At 67.9% G+C, this 22,003-nt stretch carries 17 protein-coding genes and 2 riboswitches; of the genes, 13 read left to right on the plus strand and 4 right to left on the minus strand.

The window, feature by feature from the left end:
- Positions 1-197: 197 nt before the first annotated feature.
- The 4 genes from cobJ to cobG all read right to left on the minus strand — a co-directional run bounded on the left by cobJ (position 198) and on the right by cobG (position 4,705).
- Complete coding sequence (gene cobJ / locus N5C28_RS12450; protein WP_279822665.1) at positions 198-1,859, minus strand: precorrin-3B C(17)-methyltransferase; 1,662 nt, start codon at positions 1,857-1,859, stop codon at positions 198-200.
- Positions 1,860-1,975: 116 nt separating this feature from the next.
- Positions 1,976-2,731 carry a precorrin-2 C(20)-methyltransferase gene (locus N5C28_RS12455; RefSeq protein WP_279822666.1) on the minus strand — a complete coding sequence of 252 codons (756 nt, stop codon included), beginning with the start codon at positions 2,729-2,731 and terminating at the stop codon, positions 1,976-1,978.
- Positions 2,731-3,357: a precorrin-8X methylmutase gene (locus N5C28_RS12460; protein WP_279822667.1), complete on the minus strand. Its 627-nt coding sequence runs from the start codon at positions 3,355-3,357 to the stop codon at positions 2,731-2,733. Before N5C28_RS12460 ends, N5C28_RS12455 begins: the two co-directional genes overlap by 1 nt.
- Entirely contained in the window at positions 3,350-4,705 is a 1,356-nt protein-coding gene (gene cobG / locus N5C28_RS12465; RefSeq protein WP_279822668.1) for a precorrin-3B synthase, read from the minus strand. Before cobG ends, N5C28_RS12460 begins: the two co-directional genes overlap by 8 nt.
- Positions 4,706-4,799: 94 nt before the next feature.
- A riboswitch (cobalamin riboswitch) is annotated at positions 4,800-5,000 on the minus strand.
- A 58-nt stretch (positions 5,001-5,058) separates the two neighbouring features.
- Here cobG and cbiE point away from each other — a divergent pair.
- From cbiE to N5C28_RS12530, 13 genes are all read left to right on the plus strand, one after another.
- On the plus strand, positions 5,059-6,261 hold the full coding sequence (cbiE, locus tag N5C28_RS12470; protein WP_279822669.1) for a precorrin-6y C5,15-methyltransferase (decarboxylating) subunit CbiE: 1,203 nt from the start codon (positions 5,059-5,061) through the stop codon (positions 6,259-6,261).
- A complete protein-coding gene (locus N5C28_RS12475; RefSeq protein ID WP_279822671.1) occupies positions 6,258-6,977 on the plus strand; it encodes a cobalt-precorrin-6A reductase in 720 nt (239 codons plus the stop codon). Before cbiE ends, N5C28_RS12475 begins: the two co-directional genes overlap by 4 nt.
- 267 nt (positions 6,978-7,244) lie before the next feature.
- Positions 7,245-7,952, plus strand: coding sequence for a (2Fe-2S) ferredoxin domain-containing protein (locus tag N5C28_RS12480; RefSeq protein ID WP_279822672.1), 708 nt, complete (start codon positions 7,245-7,247; stop codon positions 7,950-7,952).
- Positions 7,953-8,228: 276 nt separating this feature from the next.
- Positions 8,229-8,420, plus strand: a riboswitch (cobalamin riboswitch).
- 175 nt (positions 8,421-8,595) lie between these two features.
- Entirely contained in the window at positions 8,596-10,710 is a 2,115-nt protein-coding gene (locus N5C28_RS12485) for a TonB-dependent receptor (protein WP_279822673.1), read from the plus strand.
- Positions 10,711-10,720: 10 nt separating this feature from the next.
- Positions 10,721-11,497, plus strand: coding sequence for an ABC transporter ATP-binding protein (locus tag N5C28_RS12490; RefSeq protein WP_279822674.1), 777 nt, complete (start codon positions 10,721-10,723; stop codon positions 11,495-11,497).
- Between the two features lie 59 nt (positions 11,498-11,556).
- Positions 11,557-12,486, plus strand: coding sequence for an ABC transporter substrate-binding protein (locus tag N5C28_RS12495; protein WP_279823059.1), 930 nt, complete (start codon positions 11,557-11,559; stop codon positions 12,484-12,486).
- Positions 12,483-13,502 carry an iron ABC transporter permease gene (locus N5C28_RS12500; protein ID WP_279822675.1) on the plus strand — a complete coding sequence of 340 codons (1,020 nt, stop codon included), beginning with the start codon at positions 12,483-12,485 and terminating at the stop codon, positions 13,500-13,502. Before N5C28_RS12495 ends, N5C28_RS12500 begins: the two co-directional genes overlap by 4 nt.
- Before the next feature lie 115 nt (positions 13,503-13,617).
- Complete coding sequence (gene cfaB, locus N5C28_RS12505; RefSeq protein ID WP_279822676.1) at positions 13,618-14,802, plus strand: C17 cyclopropane fatty acid synthase CfaB; 1,185 nt, start codon at positions 13,618-13,620, stop codon at positions 14,800-14,802.
- A gap of 80 nt (positions 14,803-14,882) precedes the next feature.
- Entirely contained in the window at positions 14,883-16,631 is a 1,749-nt protein-coding gene (locus N5C28_RS12510) for an ATP-binding protein (protein ID WP_279822677.1), read from the plus strand.
- Positions 16,632-16,691: 60 nt separating this feature from the next.
- Positions 16,692-18,038, plus strand: coding sequence for a sigma-54 dependent transcriptional regulator (locus N5C28_RS12515; RefSeq protein WP_279822680.1), 1,347 nt, complete (start codon positions 16,692-16,694; stop codon positions 18,036-18,038).
- A 353-nt stretch (positions 18,039-18,391) separates the two neighbouring features.
- Positions 18,392-19,345, plus strand: coding sequence for a TAXI family TRAP transporter solute-binding subunit (locus N5C28_RS12520; RefSeq protein WP_279823060.1), 954 nt, complete (start codon positions 18,392-18,394; stop codon positions 19,343-19,345).
- A 169-nt stretch (positions 19,346-19,514) separates the two neighbouring features.
- Positions 19,515-21,539: a TRAP transporter permease gene (locus tag N5C28_RS12525; RefSeq protein WP_279822682.1), complete on the plus strand. Its 2,025-nt coding sequence runs from the start codon at positions 19,515-19,517 to the stop codon at positions 21,537-21,539.
- Positions 21,536-21,961, plus strand: coding sequence for a DUF1850 domain-containing protein (locus N5C28_RS12530; protein ID WP_279822683.1), 426 nt, complete (start codon positions 21,536-21,538; stop codon positions 21,959-21,961). The genes N5C28_RS12525 and N5C28_RS12530 overlap by 4 nt, the downstream gene beginning before the upstream one ends.
- Positions 21,962-22,003: the final 42 nt, after the last annotated feature.

Consider the following 22,003-nt stretch of genomic DNA (forward strand, 5'->3'; position numbering starts at 1 on the left):
CAGCTACAGCACCCTGACCGCTAGTAAATAAGCCGCGCCCTGCGCAAAGGCAGAAGCTCCCGAAAGGGGCTTCTGCCTTTTCATATTTCCGTTTCGAACTCGCAGGATGGGTTGAGCGCAGCGATACCCATTGCTGTGGTCGATCACATCATGCGTGGGCCGTCGAAACCTATGGATATCGCACACTCAACCCCTTCCTACGTGTGTGGATAACTCCTCGGCGTGTACACCCAGTCGCCGCCTTCGGCGCGGGGGAAGCGGCAGGTCTGGCTGGAGCCGACGATCACCAGGGTGCGCATGTCGACCATCGCCGGCGTCAACTCGCCCAGGGTCAGGGTGCGCAGGGTTTCGCCGGGGCGGCCGATGTCGCGGCCGAGTACCACCAGGGTTTCCGGCGTGCGTTGCTGGCGCAGGATCTCCAGCGCGCGGCCGAGTTGCCAGGGGCGGGCCTTGGAGATCGGGTTGTAGAAAGCCATCACCAGGTCGGCCGCCGCCGCGTGCTCCAGGCGGGTTTCGATGATGCTCCACGGCTTGAGGTTGTCCGAGAGCGAGATCAGGCAGAAGTCGTGACCCAGCGGCGCACCCGCCTTGGCGGCGGTAGCCAGGGCGGCCGACACGCCGGGGAAGATCTGCAGCTCGACCCGCTGCCATTCCACCTCATCGGCGCCGTGCAAGGCTTCCAGCACCGCGGCGGCCATGGCGAACACGCCCGGGTCGCCCGATGACACCACCACCACCCGCCGGCCGCTGGTCGCCAGCTCGAAGGCATGGCGCGCGCGCTGCATTTCCTCGCGGTTGTCGGTGCAATGGCGCACCTGGTCCGGGCGCAGTGAGCCGGCCATGTTGATGTAGGTTTCGTAGCCGAGCAGGTCCTGGGCTTCGTCCAGGGCCTGGCGGGCGGCGGGCACCATGAATTCCGCTGCGCCCGGGCCGAGGCCGATCACCGTCAGGCGGCCCCGCGGTCGGCCGAGCTGGCTGGCGTCGAGGGGGGCGCTGGCCTGCAGCAGACGCAGGGTGGCGTGCTGGCTGTGCAGCGGCGGCAGTTGCCGGCTGTCATCGATGAAACGCAATGGCACGTTCAGCTGCGCGGCGACGGCTTGCAGGTCGGCGTTGGCCATCCATTGTGGGGCGGCCAGCAGGCACGCCAGGCTCTGTTCGGCCAGCGCGGCGCTGTGCAGCGCCTGGCGCAGGTCGTCGAGCAGCGCCGGACCGGGTTGTTCGATCCAGGCGGCGACCTGGCGCGGGTGGATCAGCAGCTCGTCGGCGCGGGCAATCCGCCGGTTCGGGCTGATGTGGATAACCCGTTCGGCCTGGTTATCCACAGGCAGGTTGGCCTGTTCCAGCCAGGGCGCGTCGCCCTCGATACGCACCGTCTCGCCGCCCAGCAGGTCGCTGACGAAACCCTTGCCCTGTTCGAGGTCGGCCAGCACGTAACCGGCCGGCGGTTCCAGCAGGCAGGTGCCGAAGCGCAGCTCGCCGCTGGTGGTGATGGCCGCGTTGACCTGCAGGTGGCTGGCGATTTCCCGGGCCATGCGGTTGACCCCGGCCAGGCCGCCGAGCAGGGGCACCACGGCGCTGCCATCCTCGGCCACGGCCAGTACCGGTGGCTCGCTGCCTTTCTCGCCCAGCACCGCTGCCAGGCTGCGGATCACGATGCCGGCGGCGCACAGGGCGATGATCGGCACGTTGCGCCGGTACAGCCCGCGCAGGGTGTCGCCGAAATCGTCATAGGGCTGCTCGACGCCCTCGACCCGGCTGCGCAGTCCATGGATCTCGGCCTGTGGATAACAGGCCTGGATACGGCGGGCGCAGGCCAGGGCGGAGGGGCCGAGGATGAGGATGGCGGGCGTGCGGGTCATGCGGGTTCCATCTGGTCGGTGTGCCTGGAGCGGATCGGGTCCGGTTGGTGGGAGGGGCTTCAGCCGCGAGCTGTCTCAAGCCTGTCGCGGCTGAAGCCCCTCCCACGGGTTTGAATTCACCCGCGCCATTTCTCGCCGGGGATGATGATCATCGAGAAGTAGGGGGAGGACATCGGGTCCACGTCGTCCAGCGGCACGATGCGCTGGTTGCCCATGGTGGCGCGCTCCACGTAATGGGCGCGGCTGTCGATGCCCAGCTCCTGCAGCACACGGCGGACCTTGTCGAAGTTGCGCCCCAGCTTCATCACCACGGCGGCTTCGGCGTCGCGCAGGCGGTGCTTGAGCTCGTCTTCCGGCAGCACGCCGGACAGCACGCTCAGGCTTTGGTTGCGGTACACCAGCGGGGTGCCGAGCACCGAGGCGCAGCCGAGCATGGAGCACACGCCGGGCACCACCTCGACCTGGTAATCGGCCGCCAGGCGGTCGTGCAGGTACATGTAGGAGCCGTAGAAGAACGGGTCGCCCTCGCAGATCACCGCCACGTCGTGGCCGGCGTCCAGCAACTGGGCCACCTGGTCGGCGCAGGTGTCGTAGAAGTCGGCGATGACATCCTCGTAGGACAGCGGCGGCGCGAGCTTCTCGGTGGTCACCGGGTAGACCAGCGGCAGGCGCTGCTGCTCGGCGGTCAGGTGCTGCTCGATGATGCCGAAGGCGTTACCGCCGTGGCCGGCGTTGTGCTTGGCCTTGGCCACGAAATACGCCACTACCGGCGCCGACTGCAGCAGGCGCAAGGCCTTGAGGGTAATCAGCTCCGGATCGCCCGGGCCGACGCCCAGGCCGATCAGCCGGCCTTTGCCTGATGGGCCGCTCATCACTCCACCTCCGTGGCCAGGGCGTTGACCGCGGCCACCGCCATCGCGCTGCCGCCCCGGCGACCGCGCACGATCACGTAGGGCACGCCGCGGCTGTCAGCGGCGAGGGCGTCCTTGGATTCCGCGGCGCCGATGAAGCCCACCGGCATGCCGATGATCAGCGCCGGTTTCGGGGCGCCGGCGTCGAGCATTTCCAGCAGGTAGAAGAGGGCGGTGGGGGCGTTGCCGATCACCACCACGCTGCCTTCCAGGTGCGCGCGCCAGTGTTCCAGGGCCGCCGCCGAGCGGGTGTTGCCCAGTTCCTTGGCCAGCGCCGGAACGTCCCCGTCGTGCAGGGTGCAGATCACCGGGTTGTTGGCGGCCAGGCGCGGGCGGGTGATGCCCTCGGCGACCATCCGCGCATCGCAGAGAATCGGCGCGCCCTTGGCCAGGGCCGCGCGGCCGGCGGCGCCGGCACCGGGGGAGAAGCGCAGGTCCTGCACCACGTCGACCATGCCGCAGGCGTGAATCACCCGCACCGCGAGTTTTTCCAGGTCGGCCGGGATGGCGCTGAGGTCGGCCTCGGCCCGGATGGTCGCGAACGATTGGCGGTAGATTTCCTGGCCATCGCGGATGTACTCAAGCATCGCTGGTTCCTGTTGCACAGTGCGCGGCGAGCCAGTCGCCGGCTTGGTCGATATCGAGGGCGCTCGCCTGCAGCAGGCCGAAGCCGGCCACGCCGGGCGTGCGTTGGTAAAGCTGGTAACGGCCCTGCTCGCTGGCCAGCAGGGTGAAGGGCGCCACATGGGCCGCGGCGCAGGAGCGCGAGCAGCCGCTGAGGTGCACCGCGACCTGGGTGTGGTGCTGGCGCAGCAATTGGGCCAGGCGCAGGGCATCGGCCTTGCTGTCGGCCAGCCCTTTGGCGCAGGCGCTGGAGCCGGTGCAGGCGATCAGGCTGGCCAGCGGGTCGCCGGCATCGGTAAGCAGGCCCAGCCCGCCCATGGCCGTGAGCACGGCGTCAGCAGCCTCGGCTGGAATATTCGGCAGCAGCAGGCCTTGCCAAGGGGTCAGGCGCAGGGTGGCATCGCCGTGCTGTTCGGCCAGGTCCGCCAGTGCCTGCAGCTGTGTGCGGTCGATGCGGCCGAGGCGGGCCACGGCCGCAACCATGCAGCGGTCGGCCTGTCGCTGTGGATAAGTGCCGATGGGCGCCTGAGGCTGAGGCGCGGCGCGTTGCCAGTCGGCGGGCGGGGCCTGCAAGGCGAAGGGCAAGCGCCCTTGCAGCTGCTCCAGCACGCGGCTGGCGGGTGTCTTCACCAGCAGGTGGCGCATCCGGGTGTGCCCGGCGGCGGCCTGTTCGAGAAACAGCCGCAGCAGTTGCTCGACCAGGGCGGTTACCTGGCTGCCTTCGACGCTGCCGAGGGGCGTGTCCAACGGGCTGCCGGCCAGGCCGAATGCCAGCCGCGCAGGCTGCCCGGGGAGGGCGCTGAACCAGAGGTCATGGGGGTGTTCGAGCATCGCCAGCGCTTCGCCGCCGTCCAGTTGGATGGCGAACTTGGGCGACAGCGCGTGCAGCGCGGGGGTGTCCTGCAGCAGGTCGAGCAGTTCACTAGCCAGGGGCCGGGTGTCGAGCAGGGCCTGGGGATCGAGGCCGGCGGCAGGGCTGAGCAAAATGTTGCGCACATCGTCGGCGCTGGCCTGGCGCGGGCCGAGGCCGGCGGCCAGCAGGCGCTCGATCAGCGCCTCGTGCCGGTCCGGGCGCACGCCACGGATTTGCAGGTTGCTGCGGTTGGTCAGTTCCAGCACACCACTGGCGCAGTCGGCGGCGGCGCCTGCAATGACGCGGGCCTGGGTGCTGTTCACTTCGCCACCGGGCAGCTTGACCCGGCAGATGCCGCCATCCAGCGCCGGCACGATGCGCAGCAGGCCGGGGCACGCCGAGGCGGGAATCCCGGAGCGTGAGGCGAGCAGGTCAGCGGTGGTCGGATGGTCGGGCAACGGGTTCACCAGCAACGAAAGACGCGGCGACCGGACCAGGGCCCGCCATGAAGGCAGGCGCTACGGCATCGGCACACCCCGTCCGATGTTGGTACTCGCGACCAGCGTCGTCGGCAGGTCTCCTGGCTGACAGGTCATGGTCGACCGCTGCCTTCCCGGGAGACCCAGTGGCGCTGCTACGGTCGACTCGCTGTTCACAGTTGCGGGGGCAGCCACGGCTTGGCCGTGTTCCCTCTTAGGCCCGTTTCATGATCCTGTGCAAGGCTCATGGGGCACCGACGAAGGCTGTATTATGCCCGCTTTGCCCGGCATGCAGACAGCCTTGCTCGTCGGCCGGGCGCGGAGGAATGGCGATGCAACCCTGGTTGACCCTGGTGGGGATCGGTGAAGACGGCTATGCCGGGCTCGGCAAGGTGGCGCGGCGGGCGCTGCTCGAGGCGGCCTGCATCGTCGGCGCGCCCCGTCAGCTGGCGTTGCTGCCTCATTGCCTGAAGGCCACGCGCGAAGCCTGGCCAAGCCCCTTCGACCTGCAACCTGTGCTGGCGCGCCGGGGCAGCCCGGTGTGCGTGCTGGCCAGCGGCGATCCGATGTTCTACGGCGTGGGTGCCAGCCTGGCGCGGCAGGTACCGAGCGACGAGCTGCGGGTGCTGCCGGCACCGTCGTCGGTGTCCCTGGCGGCGTCGCGCCTGGGCTGGCCGCTGCAGGAGGTGACGGTGCTGTCGCTGGTGGCGCGGCCGCTGGCGGCCCTCAACGCCCAGCTGTTCCCCGGTGCCCGCCTGCTGCTGCTGAGCAACGACGGCAGCACCCCCGCTGCCGTGGCGGCGCTGCTGCGCGAGCGCGGTTTCGGCGCCAGCCGCCTGACGGTGCTGGAGCACCTGGGCGGCCCGCTGGAGCGACGCCTCGATGGCCTGGCCAGCAGCTGGGCACCTGCCGCGGTGGCCGATCTCAACCTGCTGGCGGTGGAATGCCAGGCCGACGCTGAGGCCACCCTGCTGCCGCTGACCGTGGGCCTGCGCGACGAGCTGTACCGCCACGACGGCCAACTGACCAAACGTGACGTGCGCGCCGTGACCCTGGCCCGCCTGGCGCCGATGCCTGGAGAGCTGCTGTGGGACGTGGGCGCCGGCTGCGGCTCCATTGGCATCGAGTGGATGCGCGCGCACCCGTCGTGTCGGGCGATTGCCATCGAGGCGGATGCCGGGCGCCAGGGGCATATCCAGCACAACCGCGACGCACTCGGTGTGCCCGCGCTGCAATTGGTGGCGGGTCGGGCCCCGGAGGCCCTGGCTGGCCTGTCGGCGCCGGATGCGATCTTCATCGGTGGCGGGGTGACCAACCCCGGTGTGCTGCAACAGTGCTGGGACGCCCTCAAGCCCGGCGGCCGCTTGCTGGCCAATGCGGTGACCCTGCAGAGCGAAGCCGCACTGGTCACCTGGCGCGAGCAGGTCGGCGGCGAGCTGACGCGCCTGGTGGTGTCCCAGGCGCAGCCGTTGGGCAGCTTCGACACCTGGCGCAGCGCCTTGCCCATCACCCTGCTGGAGGTGCGCAAACCGTGAGCCGGCGCCTCCTGCTGCTCGGCGGTACCACCGAGGCCCTGCGCCTGGCCCGTGACTTGGGGCCCGAGGCGATCTACAGCCTGGCCGGTCTTGGCCGGGTGCCGGACGACCTGGCCTGCCAGGTACGGGTTGGCGGTTTCGGCGGCGCCGACGGCCTGGCGGCGTTCATTGCCGAGCACGGCATCGAGCTGCTGCTCGACATGACGCATCCCTACGCGGCACAGATCAGCGCCAACGCTGCCCGCGCTGCCCAGCTGGCTGGCATTCCGTGCTGGGCGCTGCGCCGCCCGGGCTGGCAGGCCGGTCCCTGGGATGACTGGCGCGAGGTGGACGGCTGGAGTGAGCTGGTCGCCGCGTTGTTCGGTTTCCGGCGGCCGTTGTTCACCCTCGGCCGCGAGCCGCTGGCGCACCTGCACGAGATTCCCACCCACCAGCACTGGACCGTGCGCTGCCTGCAGAGTCAGCCCTCGGTGGCACGGGCCGATATCCTCGGTGCCCGGGGGCCGTTCAGCCTGGACGGCGAGCGCGCGCTGTTCGAGCGCCTGGGCACCGATGTGCTGATCAGCAAGAACAGCGGCAGCCAGTCCACCGAGCCCAAGCTGCAGGTCGCCCGTGAGCGCGGTGTGCCGGTGCTGCTGCTGCGCCGTCCGCTGTTGCCGGCGGTGGACCGTGAATTCACCGAGCCCGACGCGCTGCGCGAGGCGTTGCTGCAATGAATGGCTGTCGCGGCTGAAGCCCCTCCCACAACCGTGGTTCGACGGACGTAGGGTGGACAACGCGAAGCGTGTCCACCATTGGGGCATTCGAGATGGAATTGGTGGAAAACGCTTCGCGGTTTTCCACCCTACGCCTTCCCAAGTGCTGTCGCAGCTGAAGACCTTTCCGCGATTTCCTGCATACCCGCCCACATCACAGCCGGTCCCACAAACCCTGCACGTCGCACCGCAAGCCGTTAGACTGCCCGGCGTTTTCTGGAGACTGCGATGAACCCGACCCCCTACGCCCGCGTGCTGTTCGCGGGCTCCGGCCTGACCCAGAGTGCCTTCGCCGACCTGCTGCGCCAGCGCCTGAGCACGGTGCCGGGCGTCGGGGCGGACGACCTGATCGACATCACCGAGGGGTACGAGCCGCTGTGGGCCGCTGCCCGGGCGAGCGCGCGGCCGTTGCTGCTGGTCGACCTCGAACCCCAGGGCGGTGCCGGCCATGTCGATTGGCTGCGCAGCCAGCTGGCCGAGTGCGGCGATGCCGAGCAGTCGTTCGTGACCAGCCTGTTCTCCCAGGAGGACGCCTCCCTGCTCGACGGCGTGCCGACCCTGCTCGAACGCCGCGAGCTGCACCTGCCCTGCGTCGGTGTGCCGAAGCTGCCGAGCCACCACGCCTGGTCGGAGATCCCGGCGCACGACCAGCGCCTGCTGCTGTGCAACGGCCCGCGCTGCTCGCGCCGGGGTGCCCTCGACCTGTGGAAAACCCTGCGCCTGCGTCTCAAGGCGGCGGGCCGCCTGCAATGCGCCGGGGGCGTGCACATCACCCGCACCCAGTGCCAGTTCCCCTGCGACCTGGGCCCGGTGGCCAGCCTCTACCCGGCGAACGAGTGGTTCCGCGTGCGCGACGAAGCCGAGGTGATTCGCCTGGTGGACGAGCGCCTGGTCGACGGCAAGGCCGTGCCCGAGCTGCGCATCGACCAGCCGTGAGTCCCCACCTTCACCCGTAGGGTGGAAAACCGCGAAGCGTTTTCCACCAGATCCGAGTCGTCGGCCTTGAAAGCTCGCGGGCAAGCCCGCTCCTACGAAAGCGAACCGCGGCCTGCTGTTGATCGTTCCCATCCTCCGCGTGGGAATGCCTCCCCGGACGCTCCGCGTCCCAGCGGTGTACGGGATGGTGGACAAGCTCCGCGTTGTCCACCCTACGTCTGTCCTGCACGGGCTTGCCATCACGTTCGCGGCTTGACTTGATCGGGTGCGAATGTTCATATCCGCGCCGATTCAGGTGTCTCACGCCGCCGTGCGTGAGGTGAAACGGGAAGTCGGTGCAAGTCCGACGCTGCCCCCGCAACGGTAAGCGAGCGACGTCATCATCAGGCCACTGTGCATGCGCATGGGAAGGCGATGACGTTCTGATCCTCGCCAGCCCGGAGACCGGCCTGAATCACAGGGTACTGCCTGTCCGTGCCGATGACCTGTTCATCGCCCGCGACGCCATGGCAACAGTCCCTACAGTCTGGCAACCCGCGGTGGGCGGGCGTTGACGCCGACCTAGGGTGCTGCTGCGCCCCTGTCTGCTGTTACGCGTTTTCCATCGGATTTGCCGTGCCTTTTCTTTTGCGATGGAAGCATCATGGCGCGCTATCCCCTTTGTTCCACACCTGTCTCCCTGGCTCTGCTGCTGGCCGCTCCGGCCATGGCGAACGAGACCCCCGTCGACCTGCCCGCTGTCACCGTCCAGGCCCAAGCCGCGACGCCAGAGGGCGAGACCGACCTGCACACCCCGACCACCAGCGGTTCACGCCTGGGCCTGAGTGCCCTGCAGACACCCGCCAGCACCACCAGCCTCAGCGGCGAGCAGGTGCGCGGTCGCAACAACCTCACTGTGCAGGACGCGGTGACCCGTACCCCGGGCATCACCTTCATGGGCACGCCGGGCAACGGCGGCACCGCGCTGTCGGCCCGCGGCTTCACCGGCCATTCCTCGACCATGCAGCTGTACGACGGCACCCGCCAGTACATCGGTGCGGGCACGGTGACCTTCCCGGTCGACACCTGGTCGGTGGAGCGCGTCGACGTGCTGCGCGGCCCGGCTTCGGTGCTCTACGGCGAAGGCGCCACCGGCGCGGTGATCAACGTGGTGCCGAAGAAGCCGTTCGAGGGTGAGATCCGCAACCGCCTGCGCCTGGGCTACGGCAGCGACGACCGTCGCCAGGCGGCGCTGGACAGCGGCGGTTCGCTGGCCGATGGCCTGAGCTACCGCTTCAACCTCAACCAGCAGGCCAGCAATGGTTGGGTCGACCGTGGCGAGTCCGAAAGCCTCGCGCTCAGCGCCGCCCTGCGCTGGGACGCCAGCGATGACCTGAGCTTCACCCTGTCCCATGACCATGGCGACCAGGAGCCGGAGCGTTACTTCGGCACCCCGCTGGTGAACGGCGACTACCGCGAGAGCCTGCGCAACCGGAACTACAACGTCGACAACGCCGACGTGAAGTACAACGACCAGATCACCCGCCTGGTGACCGACTGGCGCATCAGCGACACCCTGAGCGCCAGCAACCAGCTCTACTACATCAAGACCCAGCGCTACTGGCGCAACGCCGAGACCTACACCTGGCAGCCGGGCGACCTGGTGGACCGCAGCGACTTCTACGAGATCAAGCACACCCAGGAGCAGGTCGGCGACCGCCAGAGTTTCACCCTCGACCACAGCCTGTTCGGCCTCGACAGCCGCACGGTGGTTGGCGTCGATTACAACCGCATTCACTTCGCCCGCCAGCACGATTTCGGCAGCAGCTTCACCGACACCGTGCCGCTCAGTGGCTACGGCCGTGGCCAGTACCAGAGCAACGACCCGCAGGGCTATGGGCCGCGCGAGCGCAACCTGGCTCGCCAGTTCTCGCTGTTCGCGGAGAACCGCACCCAGCTCACCGAGCGCCTCTCGCTGGTCACCGGCGTGCGCCGCGACCAGGTGCATATCCAGCGTGACGACCTGCTGTCGGGCACCAGCGTCGACCGCAGCCTGACCGGTGAGAACTGGCGGGCCGGCCTGGTCTTCGAATTGACCCCGGAGCTCTCGCTGTACGGCCAGTACGCCACCAGCACCGAGGGCGTCAGCAACCTGCTGACCCTGAGCCCGAGCCAGCAGCAGTTCGACCTGAGCGACGCCAAGCAGACCGAGATCGGCCTCAAGCACGCGTTCTGGGATGGCCGCGGCGAATGGACCCTGGCCGCCTACCACATCGTCAAGAAGAAGCTGCTCAGCCGCACCACACCGTCGTCGCCGACCGAGCAGATCGGCCAGCAGTCCTCCGATGGCCTGGAAGCCACGCTGGAGCTGGGCCTGGGCCAGGGCTGGCAGCTGTCGGCCAACGCCTCGTTCATCCGTGCCGAGTACGACGATTTCGTCGAAGGCAGCGGTGACCGCAGCGGCAATCGCCCGACCAACGTGCCGCGGCGCACCGCCAACCTGTGGCTGAACAAGGACCTGGGCAACCAGGTGGAGGCCGGCGTCGGCGCGCGTTATGTCGATGAGCGCTACGTGAACACCGCCAACACCGTGCGCGTGCGGGGCTACACGGTGGTCGACGCCAATATCGGCTGGCAGATGCTGCCGGACGTGCGTCTGGGTCTGGAGTTGAATAACCTGTTCGACCACCAGTACGCCACCACTGCCAGCAGTGATGGCGGACAGTGGTACCTGGGGGCGCCGCGTTCGTTCTTCGTGACCGCCGATTACAGCTTCTGAGTCTTCGACCATGGCCTCTCTGAACATCCAACACCTCGGCTGGGCCGTCACCAGCGGCAAGCAGTCGCGCTGGGTGCTGCAGGATGTCGGGCTGAGCGTCGGCGACGGCGAGCTGGTGGGGCTGATCGGCCCCAACGGCAGCGGCAAGACCAGCCTGCTGCGCTGCGCCTACCGCTACCAACGGCCCAGCCAGGGCGAGGTCGAGCTGGACGGGGAGGCGCTGTGGAGCCGCTCGCCGCGCTGGAGCGCGCAGCGGGTGGCGGTGGTGTTGCAGGAATTTCCCCTGGATTTCGGCCTGAACGTGACGGAAGTGGCGGCCATGGGCCGCACGCCGCACAAGGGCCTGTTCGACGGTGACGACCAGGCGGATGCGCGCCTGATCGAGGCGTCCCTGGCCCGGGTCGGCATGGCCGAGGCCCGGCACCAGGCATTCGCCAGCCTATCCGGGGGCGAGAAGCAGCGCGTGCTGCTGGCCCGTGCGCTGGTGCAGCAGCCGGGCCTGCTGATCCTCGACGAGCCGACCAACCACCTCGACCCCCGTTACCAGCTGGAACTGCTGCGCCAGATCAAGGCCCTGGGCCTGGCGACCCTGGCCAGCTTCCACGATCTCAACCTGGCGGCGGCCTTCTGCGACCGCCTCTACGTGCTCGACCAGGGCCGGCTGGTGGCCGCCGGCACCCCCGCAGAGGTACTGACCGCCGACCTGCTGCAGCAGGTGTTCGGTGTCCAGGCACTGGTCGATACCCACCCACTCGCGGGGCACCCGCGCATTACCTGGATCGTCTGATGGGCACTCACTGGTTTGGCTCGCCGCGCAATGCCGTGCGGCGCTTTCCTCTGTGGCTGATGGCGGCGGCACTGTGGTCAGGGGCGACCCCGGCCCTGGCCGCTACCGTCACCAGCTGCGACCGCCAGGTGACCATCGAGCGCCCGCCGCAGCGCGCGGTCAGCCATGACATCACCCTCACGGCGATGCTCCTGGCCCTCGGCCTGAAGGACAACATGGTCGGCTACAGCGGCGTCAGCGCCTGGAAAACCCCGACCCCGGCCCTGCAGGCCGAACTGGATGCACTGCCGGAGCTGGCGCCCAACTACCCGTCGCTGGAGAACCTGCTGGATGTCGAGGCGGACTTCTTCTTCGCCGGCTGGAACTACGGCATGCGCATCGGCGGCGAAGTCACTCCGGCCAGCCTGGGGCGCTTCGGCATCCCGGTCTACGAGCTGACCGAATCCTGCGGCCATGTGATGACCCGGGACGAAGCCAGCCTCGATGACGTCTACACCGACCTGCGCAACCTCGGCCGCTTGTTCGCCGTGGAGGACCGCGCCGAGGTGCTGGTCGGCGGCATGCAGGCGCGGGTCGCGGCGGTGACCGAGCGGGTGGCGGCTACCGGCAAGCGCCCGCGGGTGTTCCTCTACGACAGTGGCGAAGACGTGCCTTTCAGCGCCGGCCGGCTGGCCATGCCCCAGGCGCTGATCGAGGCCGCCGGCGGGCGCAACGTCATGGAAGGGCTGGCTGCCAGCTGGGTGCGGGTCGGCTGGGAAGCATTGGTCGAGCAGGACCCGGAAGTGATCCTGATCGTCGATTACGGCCAGCGCAGTGCCGCGCAGAAGCGCAATTTCCTGCTGCAGCACCCGGCTCTGCAGGGCGTGACGGCGATTCGCGAACAGCGCTTCGTGGTGCTGCCATACCTGGCGGTGACGCCGAGCCTGGAGAACGCCGAGGCCATCGAAACGCTGGCAGCGGCGCTGCACCCCGAGGCCTTCGCGCCATGATCCGCAGCCCGGCGTGCTACCGCCTGCTGCTGGCGGTGCTGGCGGCGTTGCTGGCGCTGTCCTGCGCGGTGTCGCTGGCGTTCGGCTCGGCCCAGGTGCCGCTGGAACGGGTGGTGGCGGTGCTCGGCCAGCGCCTGTTCGGGCTGGAGCCGGCGGTGGCGATCGGCATTGCCCAGGACAGCATCATCTGGCAACTGCGCGCGCCCCGGGCATTGCTCGGCGCCCTGGTCGGCGCCGGCCTGGCCCTGGTCGGCACAGCGCTGCAGGCGGTCACGCGCAACCCGCTGGCCGACCCACACCTGCTGGGGGTCAGCTCCGGCGCGGCGCTGGGCGCGGTGATCGTGGTGCTGTACCTCGGCGAGTTCGCCGGGCTGCTCAGCCTGCCGCTGGCGGCGTTCGTCGGCGCGCTGGCGAGCATGCTGCTGGTGCTGGCCATCGCCAGCCGCAGCGGCCGCCTGGAAAGCGACCGTTTGTTGCTGGCGGGGGTCGCGGTGTCCTTCGTGATGATGGCGGCGAGCAACCTGCTGCTGTTCCTCGGCGACAACCATGCGGCCAGTTCGGTGCTGTTCTGGATGCTCGGCGGCCTGGGCCTGGCGCGCTGGGAACTGCTCTGGCTGCCGGCCCTGTGCCTGCTGCTGGTGCTGGCAGTGCTGCTCGGCGTGGGGCGGGCGTTGAATGCGCTGATGGCCGGCGAGCAGAGCGCCGTGAGCCTGGGCCTGGAGCCGCGCCGGGTGCGCCTGCTGGTGTTCGTCTGCGCGTCGCTGTTGACCGGGGTGCTGGTGTCGCTGTCCGGTGCCATCGGGTTCGTGGGGCTGATGCTGCCGCACATCGCCCGCTACCTGGTGTGCGCCGAGCACCGGCGCCTGCTGCCGGTCAGCGCCTTGCTGGGGGCGCTGTTCCTGGTCTGGGTCGACGTTGCGGCGCGCACCCTGCTGGCGCCCCAGGACCTGCCCATCGGCATCGCGACCGCGGCCATCGGCGGACTGTTCTTCGTCATGCTGTTGCGCCGTCGCTAGGCGGCACTACCGCTTGGCGGTGCCGGCCGTGGGGCCGGAAAAGGGGTTGAACCGACGCCCTGCGCATGAGTCATCTGAACTACGCTTTCAGTGATTCAGCCGGGTGGAGGTTTCCATGTCCATGCAGCTACCGCCGGTCCTGCGTAACCTGAACATTCCGCTGCGCCTGCGCCTGTGGGATGGCAACCAGTTCGACCTGGGGCCGCAGCCCCACGTGACCCTGGTGGTCAAGGACCCGGCCCTGGTGGCGCAGCTCGCCCACCCTAGCCTGGATGCCCTCGGCGGTGCCTATGTCGAGGGCCGGCTGGATGTCGAAGGGCCGATCCGCGAGGTGATCGAGGTCGGTGACGCCCTGAGCCAGGCACTGCTCGGCGATGCCCCCAGCCACGATGCCCCACGCACGGCCCACGACAAGGGCATGGACGCGGCGGCCATCAGCTACCACTACGACCTGTCCAACGACTTCTACGCCCTCTGGCTCGACAGCGAGATGGTCTATTCCTGTGCCTATTTCGAGACCGGCATGGAGGACATCGAGCAGGCCCAGCAGGCCAAGCTGCGCCACCTGTGCCGCAAGCTGCGCCTGCAGCCGGGAGAGCGGCTGCTGGATGTGGGCTGCGGCTGGGGCGGCCTGGCGCGCTTCGCTGCCCGGGAGTTCGGCGCCGAGGTGTACGGCATCACCCTCAGCCGCGAACAACTGGAGCTGGGCCGCCAGCGCGTGCTCGACGACGGCCTGCAGGACCGGGTGCAGCTGGAGCTGCTGGACTACCGTGACCTGCCCCAGGACGGCCGCTTCGACAAGGTGGTCAGCGTCGGCATGTTCGAGCATGTCGGCGAGGCCAACATGCCCCTCTACTGCCGGCAACTGGTCGGCGCGGTGAAGGCCGGCGGGCTGGTGCTGAACCACGGCATCACCTCGAAATACACCGATGGCCGCCCGGTCGGGCGCGGCGCGGGGGATTTCATCGACCGCTACGTGTTCCCCAACGGCGAGCTGCCGCACCTGGCCAACATGACCCTGCACCTCAGCGATGCGGGCCTGGAAGTGGTGGACGTGGAAAGCCTGCGCCTGCACTACGCCAAGACCCTGGACTGCTGGAGCGCACGCTTCGAGGAGCGGATCGAGGAAGCCGCGCAGATGGTGCCGGAGCAGGCCCTGCGCATCTGGCGCCTGTACCTGGCCGGTTGTGCCTACGGCTTCGCCCACGGCTGGATGAACCTGCACCAGATCCTCGCGCTCAAGCCCCAGGCCGATGGCAGCCACGACCTGCCCTGGACGCGGGCCGACCTCTACCGCTGAGCGGCGACGTGCGGTGATCGGCCGCACGCAGGGTGCGCTTTGCCTTAACATGCCCGGACTTGTCCCGAGCCGAGCCGTGCATGCCTGCTTTCTCCCACCGCCTCAACGTTGCTGCGATCGTGCTGGTGATTCTTGCCGGTCTGATCGCCAGCATGTGGCTGGCCGGACGCTACGCCGAGGAGCGCGCCTGGCAGGAGCGCAGCATCGAGGCCGAAGGGCAGTTGAAACTGTATGCACAGTCGCTGCACACCCTGGTGCAGCGTTTCCGCTCGGTGCCCGAGGTGCTGGCGCTCGACAGCGATATTCGGGAGCTGCTGCATTCGCCGGATGACAGTGAGCTGCGCAACAAACTCAACACCCGCCTGGAGCTGCTCAACGTGGCGGCCGGCTCCAGCGTGCTGTACCTGCTCGACGCACGCGGCGAGGCCCTGGTGTCCAGCAACTGGCGGGACTGGAGCAGCTTCGTCGGCAACAACTATTCGTTCCGCCCGTACTTTTTCGACGCCATGCGTCAGTCCGCCGGGCGCTACTTCGCCGTGGGGGTGACCACCGGGGTGCCGGGGTATTTCCTGTCCCACGTGGTGCGCGACGAAGACGGCAGCGCCCTCGGCGTGCTGGTGGTGAAACTGGAGCTGGAAGAGCTGCAGCGCGAATGGGTGTCGCAACCCGGGGTCCTGCTGGTGGCCGACAGCTACTCGGTGGTGATTCTCAGCAACGTGCCGGTCTGGCGCTTCAAGGTGCTCGACGAGCTGAACGACGAGGCGCGCAACGAAGTGGTGGTGGTGCGCAAGTACGCCGAGCAGGTGCTCAGGCCACTGTCCAGCGAGGTGCGCCAGCAGATCGGCACGAACGCCGAATGGCGGGTGATCGACGGGCCCGATGGCCGTCGTGACTACCTCTGGCAGCGCCTGGCCTTGCCGGCAGAGGGCTGGGTGCTGCACCTGCTGATCGAGCCGCACACCGTGATCGCCAGTGTGCGCAGCTACCGTCTGGCCGCCGCCGGGACCTGGATGACCCTGGCGTTCCTGTGCTTGTTCCTGGCCCAGCGCAGCAAGAACCAGCGGCTGCAGGCCGGCATTCGCGAGCGCCTGGAGCGGGAGGTGACCCTGCGCACCGCCGAGCTGCGCGAGGCCCAGGAAGGCCTGGTGCATGCGGCGAAGATGGCGGCGCTGGGGCAGATGTCCGCCGCCATGGCCCATGAGATCAACCAGCCGCTGACTGCCATGCACATGCAACTGGGCAGCCTGCGCCTGCTGCTCGACAGCGGCCGCCAGGACGACGTGCGCGAGGGGCTGGCGCGGATCGATGGCCTGCTGCAACGCATGGCGGCGCTGACCATGCACCTCAAGACGTTCGCTCGCAAGACGCCGGCCGGTCTCAGCGAGCGGCTGCGCCTGGCGGATGTGCTGGAGCAGGCCCTGCAATTGCTGGCACCGCGTATCCGCAACGAGCAGGTCGAGTTGCGCAGCGAGGTGGACAGCAGCGCGGTGATCCTGGGTGATGCGATTCGTCTTGAGCAGGTGGTGCTCAATCTGTTGAACAACGCCCTGGATGCGATGGTCGGTGGCGAACGCCGCCAACTGGGTGTGCAGATCCGTCAGCAGGACCGGCATTGCGTGCTGCGGGTGACCGACAGCGGTGGCGGTATTTCCGAGGAACATCTGGCCCATGTTTTCGAACCGTTCTTCACCACCAAGCCCGTTGGCGAGGGCCTGGGGCTCGGCCTGGCCGTGTCCTATGGCATTGTCCGTGAGTTGGGCGGCACGCTGGAGGCGGGCAATGGCGAATTCGGGGCCGTGTTCACACTAAGGTTGCCACTGGCGCCATGAAGCCTGTGCGCCGGCGCCGCCCTTGGCGCTACACTGCGGGCCGATCAGTCAGGAGGTGATATGGGCGGTCAGGTAATTGTGGTCGATGACGAAGCGGCGATTCGCGAAGCCGTGCAGCAGTGGCTGGAGCTCTCCGGCTTCCGCGTGCAGACCTGCGCCAGCGCGGCCCAGGCGCTGGCGCTGGTCGACCGCGACTTTCCCGGGGTGGTGGTCAGTGACGTGCGCATGCCCGGCAGAGACGGCCTGCAATTGCTCGACGCCCTGCTGGAACGCGACCGCGACCTGCCGGTGATCCTGGTCACCGGCCATGGCGACGTGCCGATGGCCGTGCAGGCGATGAGCCAGGGCGCCTACGACTTCATCGAAAAACCGTTCACCCCGGAGCGCCTGCTCAACAGCGTGCGCCGCGCCCTGGATAAACGCCGCCTGGTCTGCGAGAACCGCCAGCTGCGCCAGCAGTTCGCGTTCAAGGACAGCATCGAAGGGCAGCTGCTCGGTGTGTCGCGCTCGATGGAGAGCCTGCGCCGGCAGATCCTGGAGCTGGCCGGCACCTCGGTGAACATCCTGATTCGCGGCGAAACCGGTTGCGGCAAGGAGCGGGTCGCCCGCTGCCTGCATGATTTCAGCGGGCGCGCCGGCAAGCCGTTCGTGGCACTCAACTGTGCGGCGATCCCGGAAAACCTGTTCGAGAGCGAACTGTTCGGCCACGAAAACGGCGCATTCACCGGGGCCCAGGGCAAGCGCATCGGCCGGATCGAACACGCCGATGGCGGCACCCTGTTCCTCGACGAGGTGGAAAGCCTGCCCCTGGCCCAGCAGGTCAAGCTGCTGCGGGTGTTGCAGGAGAAGACCCTGGAGCGCCTGGGGTCCAACCGCAGCATCCAGGTCGATCTGCGGGTGATCAGCGCGGTGAAGCCGGACCTGCTCGACGAGGTACGGGCCGGACGCTTCCGCGAAGACCTGTACTACCGCCTGAACGTCGCCAGCGTGCAGATTCCGCCGTTGCGCGAGCGCCGCGAGGACATTCCGCTGCTGTTCCAGCACTTCGCCCATGAGGCCGCGCAGCGCCACGAGCGCACCGCACCGCTGCTGTCGCCGGGCGAGCTGACCGGGCTGCTGGGCCATGACTGGCCGGGCAACGTGCGCGAGCTGATCAACGCCGCCGAGCGCCACGCCCTGGGCCTCAGTGCGCCGACCGCGGATGCGGCTGTCGGCCAGTCCCTGGCCGAGCAGATGGAAGCCTTCGAGTTGCAGTGCCTGCACGCCGCCCTGCTGCGTTGCCAGGGCAACATCGCCCAGACAATGGAGCTGCTGCAGCTGCCGCGGCGCACCCTCAACGAGAAGATGCAGCGCCATGGCCTGCAGCGCAGCACCTACCGTCCAGTGGGCAGCAGTGATGATGAATAGGCATATTTTTGCCTATTTTTACTGATTTATAGGCTGCAATCCGCTCATTTTTGCTGGCGCGGCATCGCCAACGGCCTTGGCACGGGCTTCGGCCCGCTGGCACGCTAACTGCTATAACTCTTGTCAGCCGGATACGTTTCCCTGTCCGGTATCCATAAGAACAAGAGGTCGCCCCCATGCACTGCCATACCCCTCCCATGAGCCTGTCTCATTCCCGACTGCCGGTGTGCAACAGGTTTCGAGCCCTGGCAGGCAACGGTTACCTCTGATTCATCCGCCCGGGGCCTCGACCTGCCCGTGGCAGGTCGCCTCCCATGAACACTCTGCATAACTACAACGACGGAGATTCATCCATGCGACTGACCAAGCGTTTCAGCCTGTTCGCGGCCGCTGCCGCTTTCACCGCCAGTACGGCGGTGCTTGCCGCGCCGACCTTCATCAACGTCCTGACCGGCGGCACCAGCGGTGTCTATTACCCGATCGGCGTGGCCCTGTCCCAGCTGTACAGCAATGGCATCGAAGGATCGAAAACCTCGGTACAGGCCACCAAAGCCTCGGTCGAGAACCTCAACCTGCTGCAGGCCGGGCGCGGCGAGCTGGCCTTCGCCCTCGGCGATTCCGTGGACGATGCCTGGAAAGGCGTTGAAGACGCAGGCTTCAAGGCGCCGCTGACCAAGCTGCGTGCCATTGCCGCCACCTACCCGAACTACATCCAGATCGTTGCCAGCAAGGAATCCGGGATCAAGACCCTGGAAGACCTCAAGGGCAAGCGCATCTCCGTGGGTGCCCCGAAGTCGGGTACCGAACTCAACGCCCGCGCCATCTTCAAGGCCGCCGGCCTGAGCTACGAAGACATGGGCCGTGTGGAGTTCATGCCGTACGCCGAGTCGGTCGAGCTGATCAAGAACCGCCAGCTGGACGCCACCCTGCAGTCCTCCGGCCTGGGCATGGCGGCCATTCGTGACCTGGCATCCATGGTCCCGATCACCTTCGTAGCGATTCCTGAAGACGTCGTCACCAAGATCGGTAGCAGCGCCTACCAGTCGATGGTCATCCCGGCCAACACCTACGACGGTCAGACCGAAGACGTGCCGACCGCGGCCATCGTCAACATCCTGGTCAGCCATGAAGGCGTTTCCGACGACGTCGCCTACCAGATGACCAAACTGATGTTCGACAACCTGGGCCGTCTGGCCAACTCGCACTCCGCTGCCAAGGACATCAAGCTGGAAACCGCTGTCCAGGGCCTGCCGATTCCGCTGCACCCGGGTGCCGAGCGTTACTACAAGGAAGTTGGCGCGCTGTAACGCCAACCGTGTCGCGGGGTGGTATTCCACCCCGTGATTGGCGGGCGAGGGCGGCGGGTTGACCCGCTTCGCTGCGCCCGCATTGACCACGCAGAATTTCGCACCGCGTCATGCGCAGCGCCCACGAGGTTGCTGGCGAGGCGCTCGTGCACACGAGGGTTGAACCACCATGAGCGAATACCAAGGGCTGCACGCCAGTCCTAGCCAATGGCCGAAGGCGCTGTTCTATGTCGCCTTGCTGTTTTCCATCTATCAGATCGTCACCGCGGCCTTCCACCCGGTTTCCAGCCAGGTGCTGCGCGCCGGCCACGTGGGTTTCCTTCTGCTGATGGTGTACCTCTGCTACCCGGCAAGAGGGGGCGATCGCCCCTGGCAGCCGCTGGCCTGGTTGCTTGGCCTGGCCGGTATGGCCACGGCGGTCTACCAATGGTATTTCGAGGCTGACCTGGTGCAGCGCTCGGGCGACCTGACCACCGCTGACCTGGTGATCGGGATCACCCTGACCCTGCTGGTGTTCGAAGCGGCGCGCCGCGTCATGGGCCTGGCACTGCCGCTGATCTGCGCCATCTTCCTGGCCTACGGCCTGTTCGGCGAATACCTGCCGGGCGATCTTGCGCACCGCGGTTACGGCTTCGACCAGATCGTCAACCAGCTGGCATTCGGTACCGAAGGCTTCTACGGCACACCGACCTACGTGTCGGCGACCTACATTTTCCTGTTCATCCTGTTCGGCGCGTTCCTCGAGCAGGCCGGGATGATCAAACTGTTCACCGACTTCGCCATGGGCCTGTTCGGGCACAAGCTGGGCGGTCCGGCCAAGGTGTCGGTGGTGTCGTCCGCGCTGATGGGCACCATCACCGGTTCGGGCGTGGCCAACGTCGTGACCACGGGGCAGTTCACCATCCCGCTGATGAAGCGTTTCGGTTACCGGCCAGCCTTTGCCGGTGCCGTCGAGGCGACGGCGAGCATGGGTAGCCAGATCATGCCTCCGGTCATGGGCGCGGTGGCGTTCATCATGGCCGAGACCATCAACGTGCCCTACGTCGAGGTTGCCAAGGCGGCCCTGATTCCGGCGCTGCTGTACTTCGGTGCTGTGTTCTGGATGGTCCACCTGGAAGCCAAGAGCGCCAACCTCAAGGGTCTGCCGAAAGACCAGTGCCCGAGTGCCTGGGCGGCGGTGAAGGAGCGCTGGTACCTGCTGATCCCGCTGCTGATCCTGGTCTACCTGCTGTTCTCCGGGCGCACGCCGATGTTCTCCGGCACCGTGGGCCTGGCCCTGACGGCCATCGTCATCCTCGGCTCGGCGATCATCCTGCAGGTGTCTTCGCGGACGCTGCGCATGGTCTTCTGGGTGGTACTGGGCGTGCTTTGCGCGGGCTTCTTCCAGCTCGGCATCGGCGTGGTGTTCGGCGTAATCGCCGCCCTGGTCGCGGCCTGCTGGTTCATCAAGGGTGGCCACGAAACCCTGCAGGCATGCCTGCATGCGCTGGTCGAAGGCGCACGCCATGCCATTCCGGTGGGTATCGCCTGTGTGCTGGTGGGCGTGATCATCGGCGTGGTCTCGCTGACCGGTATCGCCACCACCTTCGCCGGCTACATCCTGGCGATCGGGCAGAACAACCTGTTCCTGTCGCTGGTGCTGACCATGCTCACCTGCCTGGTGCTGGGCATGGGCATTCCGACCATTCCCAACTACATCATCACCAGCGCCATCGCCGCGCCGGCGCTGCTGGACCTGGGTGTGCCGCTGATCGTGTCGCACATGTTCGTCTTCTACTTCGGCCTGATGGCCGACCTGACGCCACCGGTGGCGCTGGCCTGCTTCGCCGCAGCGCCGATCGCCAAGGAAAACGGCTTCAAGATCAGCCTGTGGGCCGTGCGCATCGCCGCTGCCGGTTTCGTCGTGCCGTTCATGGCGGTCTACGATCCGGCGCTGATGATGCAGGGCGACAGCTGGCTGGCCGTCCTGTACATGCTGGGCAAGGCGGTGTTTGCCGTCGGGCTGTGGGGGCTGGTGGTGGTGGGCTACCTGAATACGCGACTGGCCTGGTGGGAGCGTCTGCTGGCATTCGCCGCTGGCGTGTCGCTGATCCTGGCGTTGCCGATCAGTGACGAAATCGGCTTTGCGCTGGGTGTCCTGGTCGTTGCCCAGCACCTGTGGCGTACCCGTAACATTCAGGCAGCTACCGCTTGATCGGACTGTGCATGGGGTTGGCCGGGGTGGTCTGGGCGCAAGTCCCCACCCCGGCCTTTACTCTGGCCTGGGACCACACGATCGAGAAGATCCGCTGGGAAGAGGATTACCGCGTGACGCCGGAGGGCTTGCTGCTCCTCGGCGCCCGGGTCAAGGGTTCAGGCGCCGGCATGGAGATTCCGGACGGCGCCGAACTGCGCGAGGGCAGCTGGCACTACCAGCGTCAGCTACCGCCCTTGCAACCGCTGCGTGTCGGGCGAACCCCCGAGGCAGGGGATTACCACCTGTGTTTTGACCAGCGTTGCCACGCGATGAGCGAATGGCTCGGCCCGCCACAAGCGGCCCAGCCCGCGCTGGATCTCTGGAGTTGTGAGTTCGACTCCCCGGCGCCCCCTGTGAGCGACGGCCAGGACGCACGCTAGCGCGGCGTCCACTCCCGGCATTACCCGTGCCGGCGCCCCAAG

Source organism: Pseudomonas sp. GD03944 (assembly GCF_029839275.1).
Classification (GTDB): domain Bacteria; phylum Pseudomonadota; class Gammaproteobacteria; order Pseudomonadales; family Pseudomonadaceae; genus Aquipseudomonas.

Coding starts and splice junctions, on each gene's coding strand:
- cobJ (WP_279822665.1), bottom strand. CDS start 1,859: ATGACCCGCACGCCCGCCATCCTCATCCTCGGCCCCTCCGCCCTGGCC.
- N5C28_RS12500 (WP_279822675.1), top strand. CDS start 12,483: ATGATCCGCAGCCCGGCGTGCTACCGCCTGCTGCTGGCGGTGCTGGCG.
- N5C28_RS12460 (WP_279822667.1), bottom strand. CDS start 3,357: ATGCTTGAGTACATCCGCGATGGCCAGGAAATCTACCGCCAATCGTTC.
- N5C28_RS12485 (WP_279822673.1), top strand. CDS start 8,596: ATGGCGCGCTATCCCCTTTGTTCCACACCTGTCTCCCTGGCTCTGCTG.
- cbiE (WP_279822669.1), top strand. CDS start 5,059: ATGCAACCCTGGTTGACCCTGGTGGGGATCGGTGAAGACGGCTATGCC.
- N5C28_RS12525 (WP_279822682.1), top strand. CDS start 19,515: ATGAGCGAATACCAAGGGCTGCACGCCAGTCCTAGCCAATGGCCGAAG.
- N5C28_RS12520 (WP_279823060.1), top strand. CDS start 18,392: ATGCGACTGACCAAGCGTTTCAGCCTGTTCGCGGCCGCTGCCGCTTTC.
- N5C28_RS12495 (WP_279823059.1), top strand. CDS start 11,557: ATGGCGGCGGCACTGTGGTCAGGGGCGACCCCGGCCCTGGCCGCTACC.
- N5C28_RS12490 (WP_279822674.1), top strand. CDS start 10,721: ATGGCCTCTCTGAACATCCAACACCTCGGCTGGGCCGTCACCAGCGGC.
- N5C28_RS12455 (WP_279822666.1), bottom strand. CDS start 2,731: ATGAGCGGCCCATCAGGCAAAGGCCGGCTGATCGGCCTGGGCGTCGGC.
- N5C28_RS12510 (WP_279822677.1), top strand. CDS start 14,883: ATGCCTGCTTTCTCCCACCGCCTCAACGTTGCTGCGATCGTGCTGGTG.
- N5C28_RS12480 (WP_279822672.1), top strand. CDS start 7,245: ATGAACCCGACCCCCTACGCCCGCGTGCTGTTCGCGGGCTCCGGCCTG.
- cfaB (WP_279822676.1), top strand. CDS start 13,618: ATGTCCATGCAGCTACCGCCGGTCCTGCGTAACCTGAACATTCCGCTG.
- N5C28_RS12515 (WP_279822680.1), top strand. CDS start 16,692: ATGGGCGGTCAGGTAATTGTGGTCGATGACGAAGCGGCGATTCGCGAA.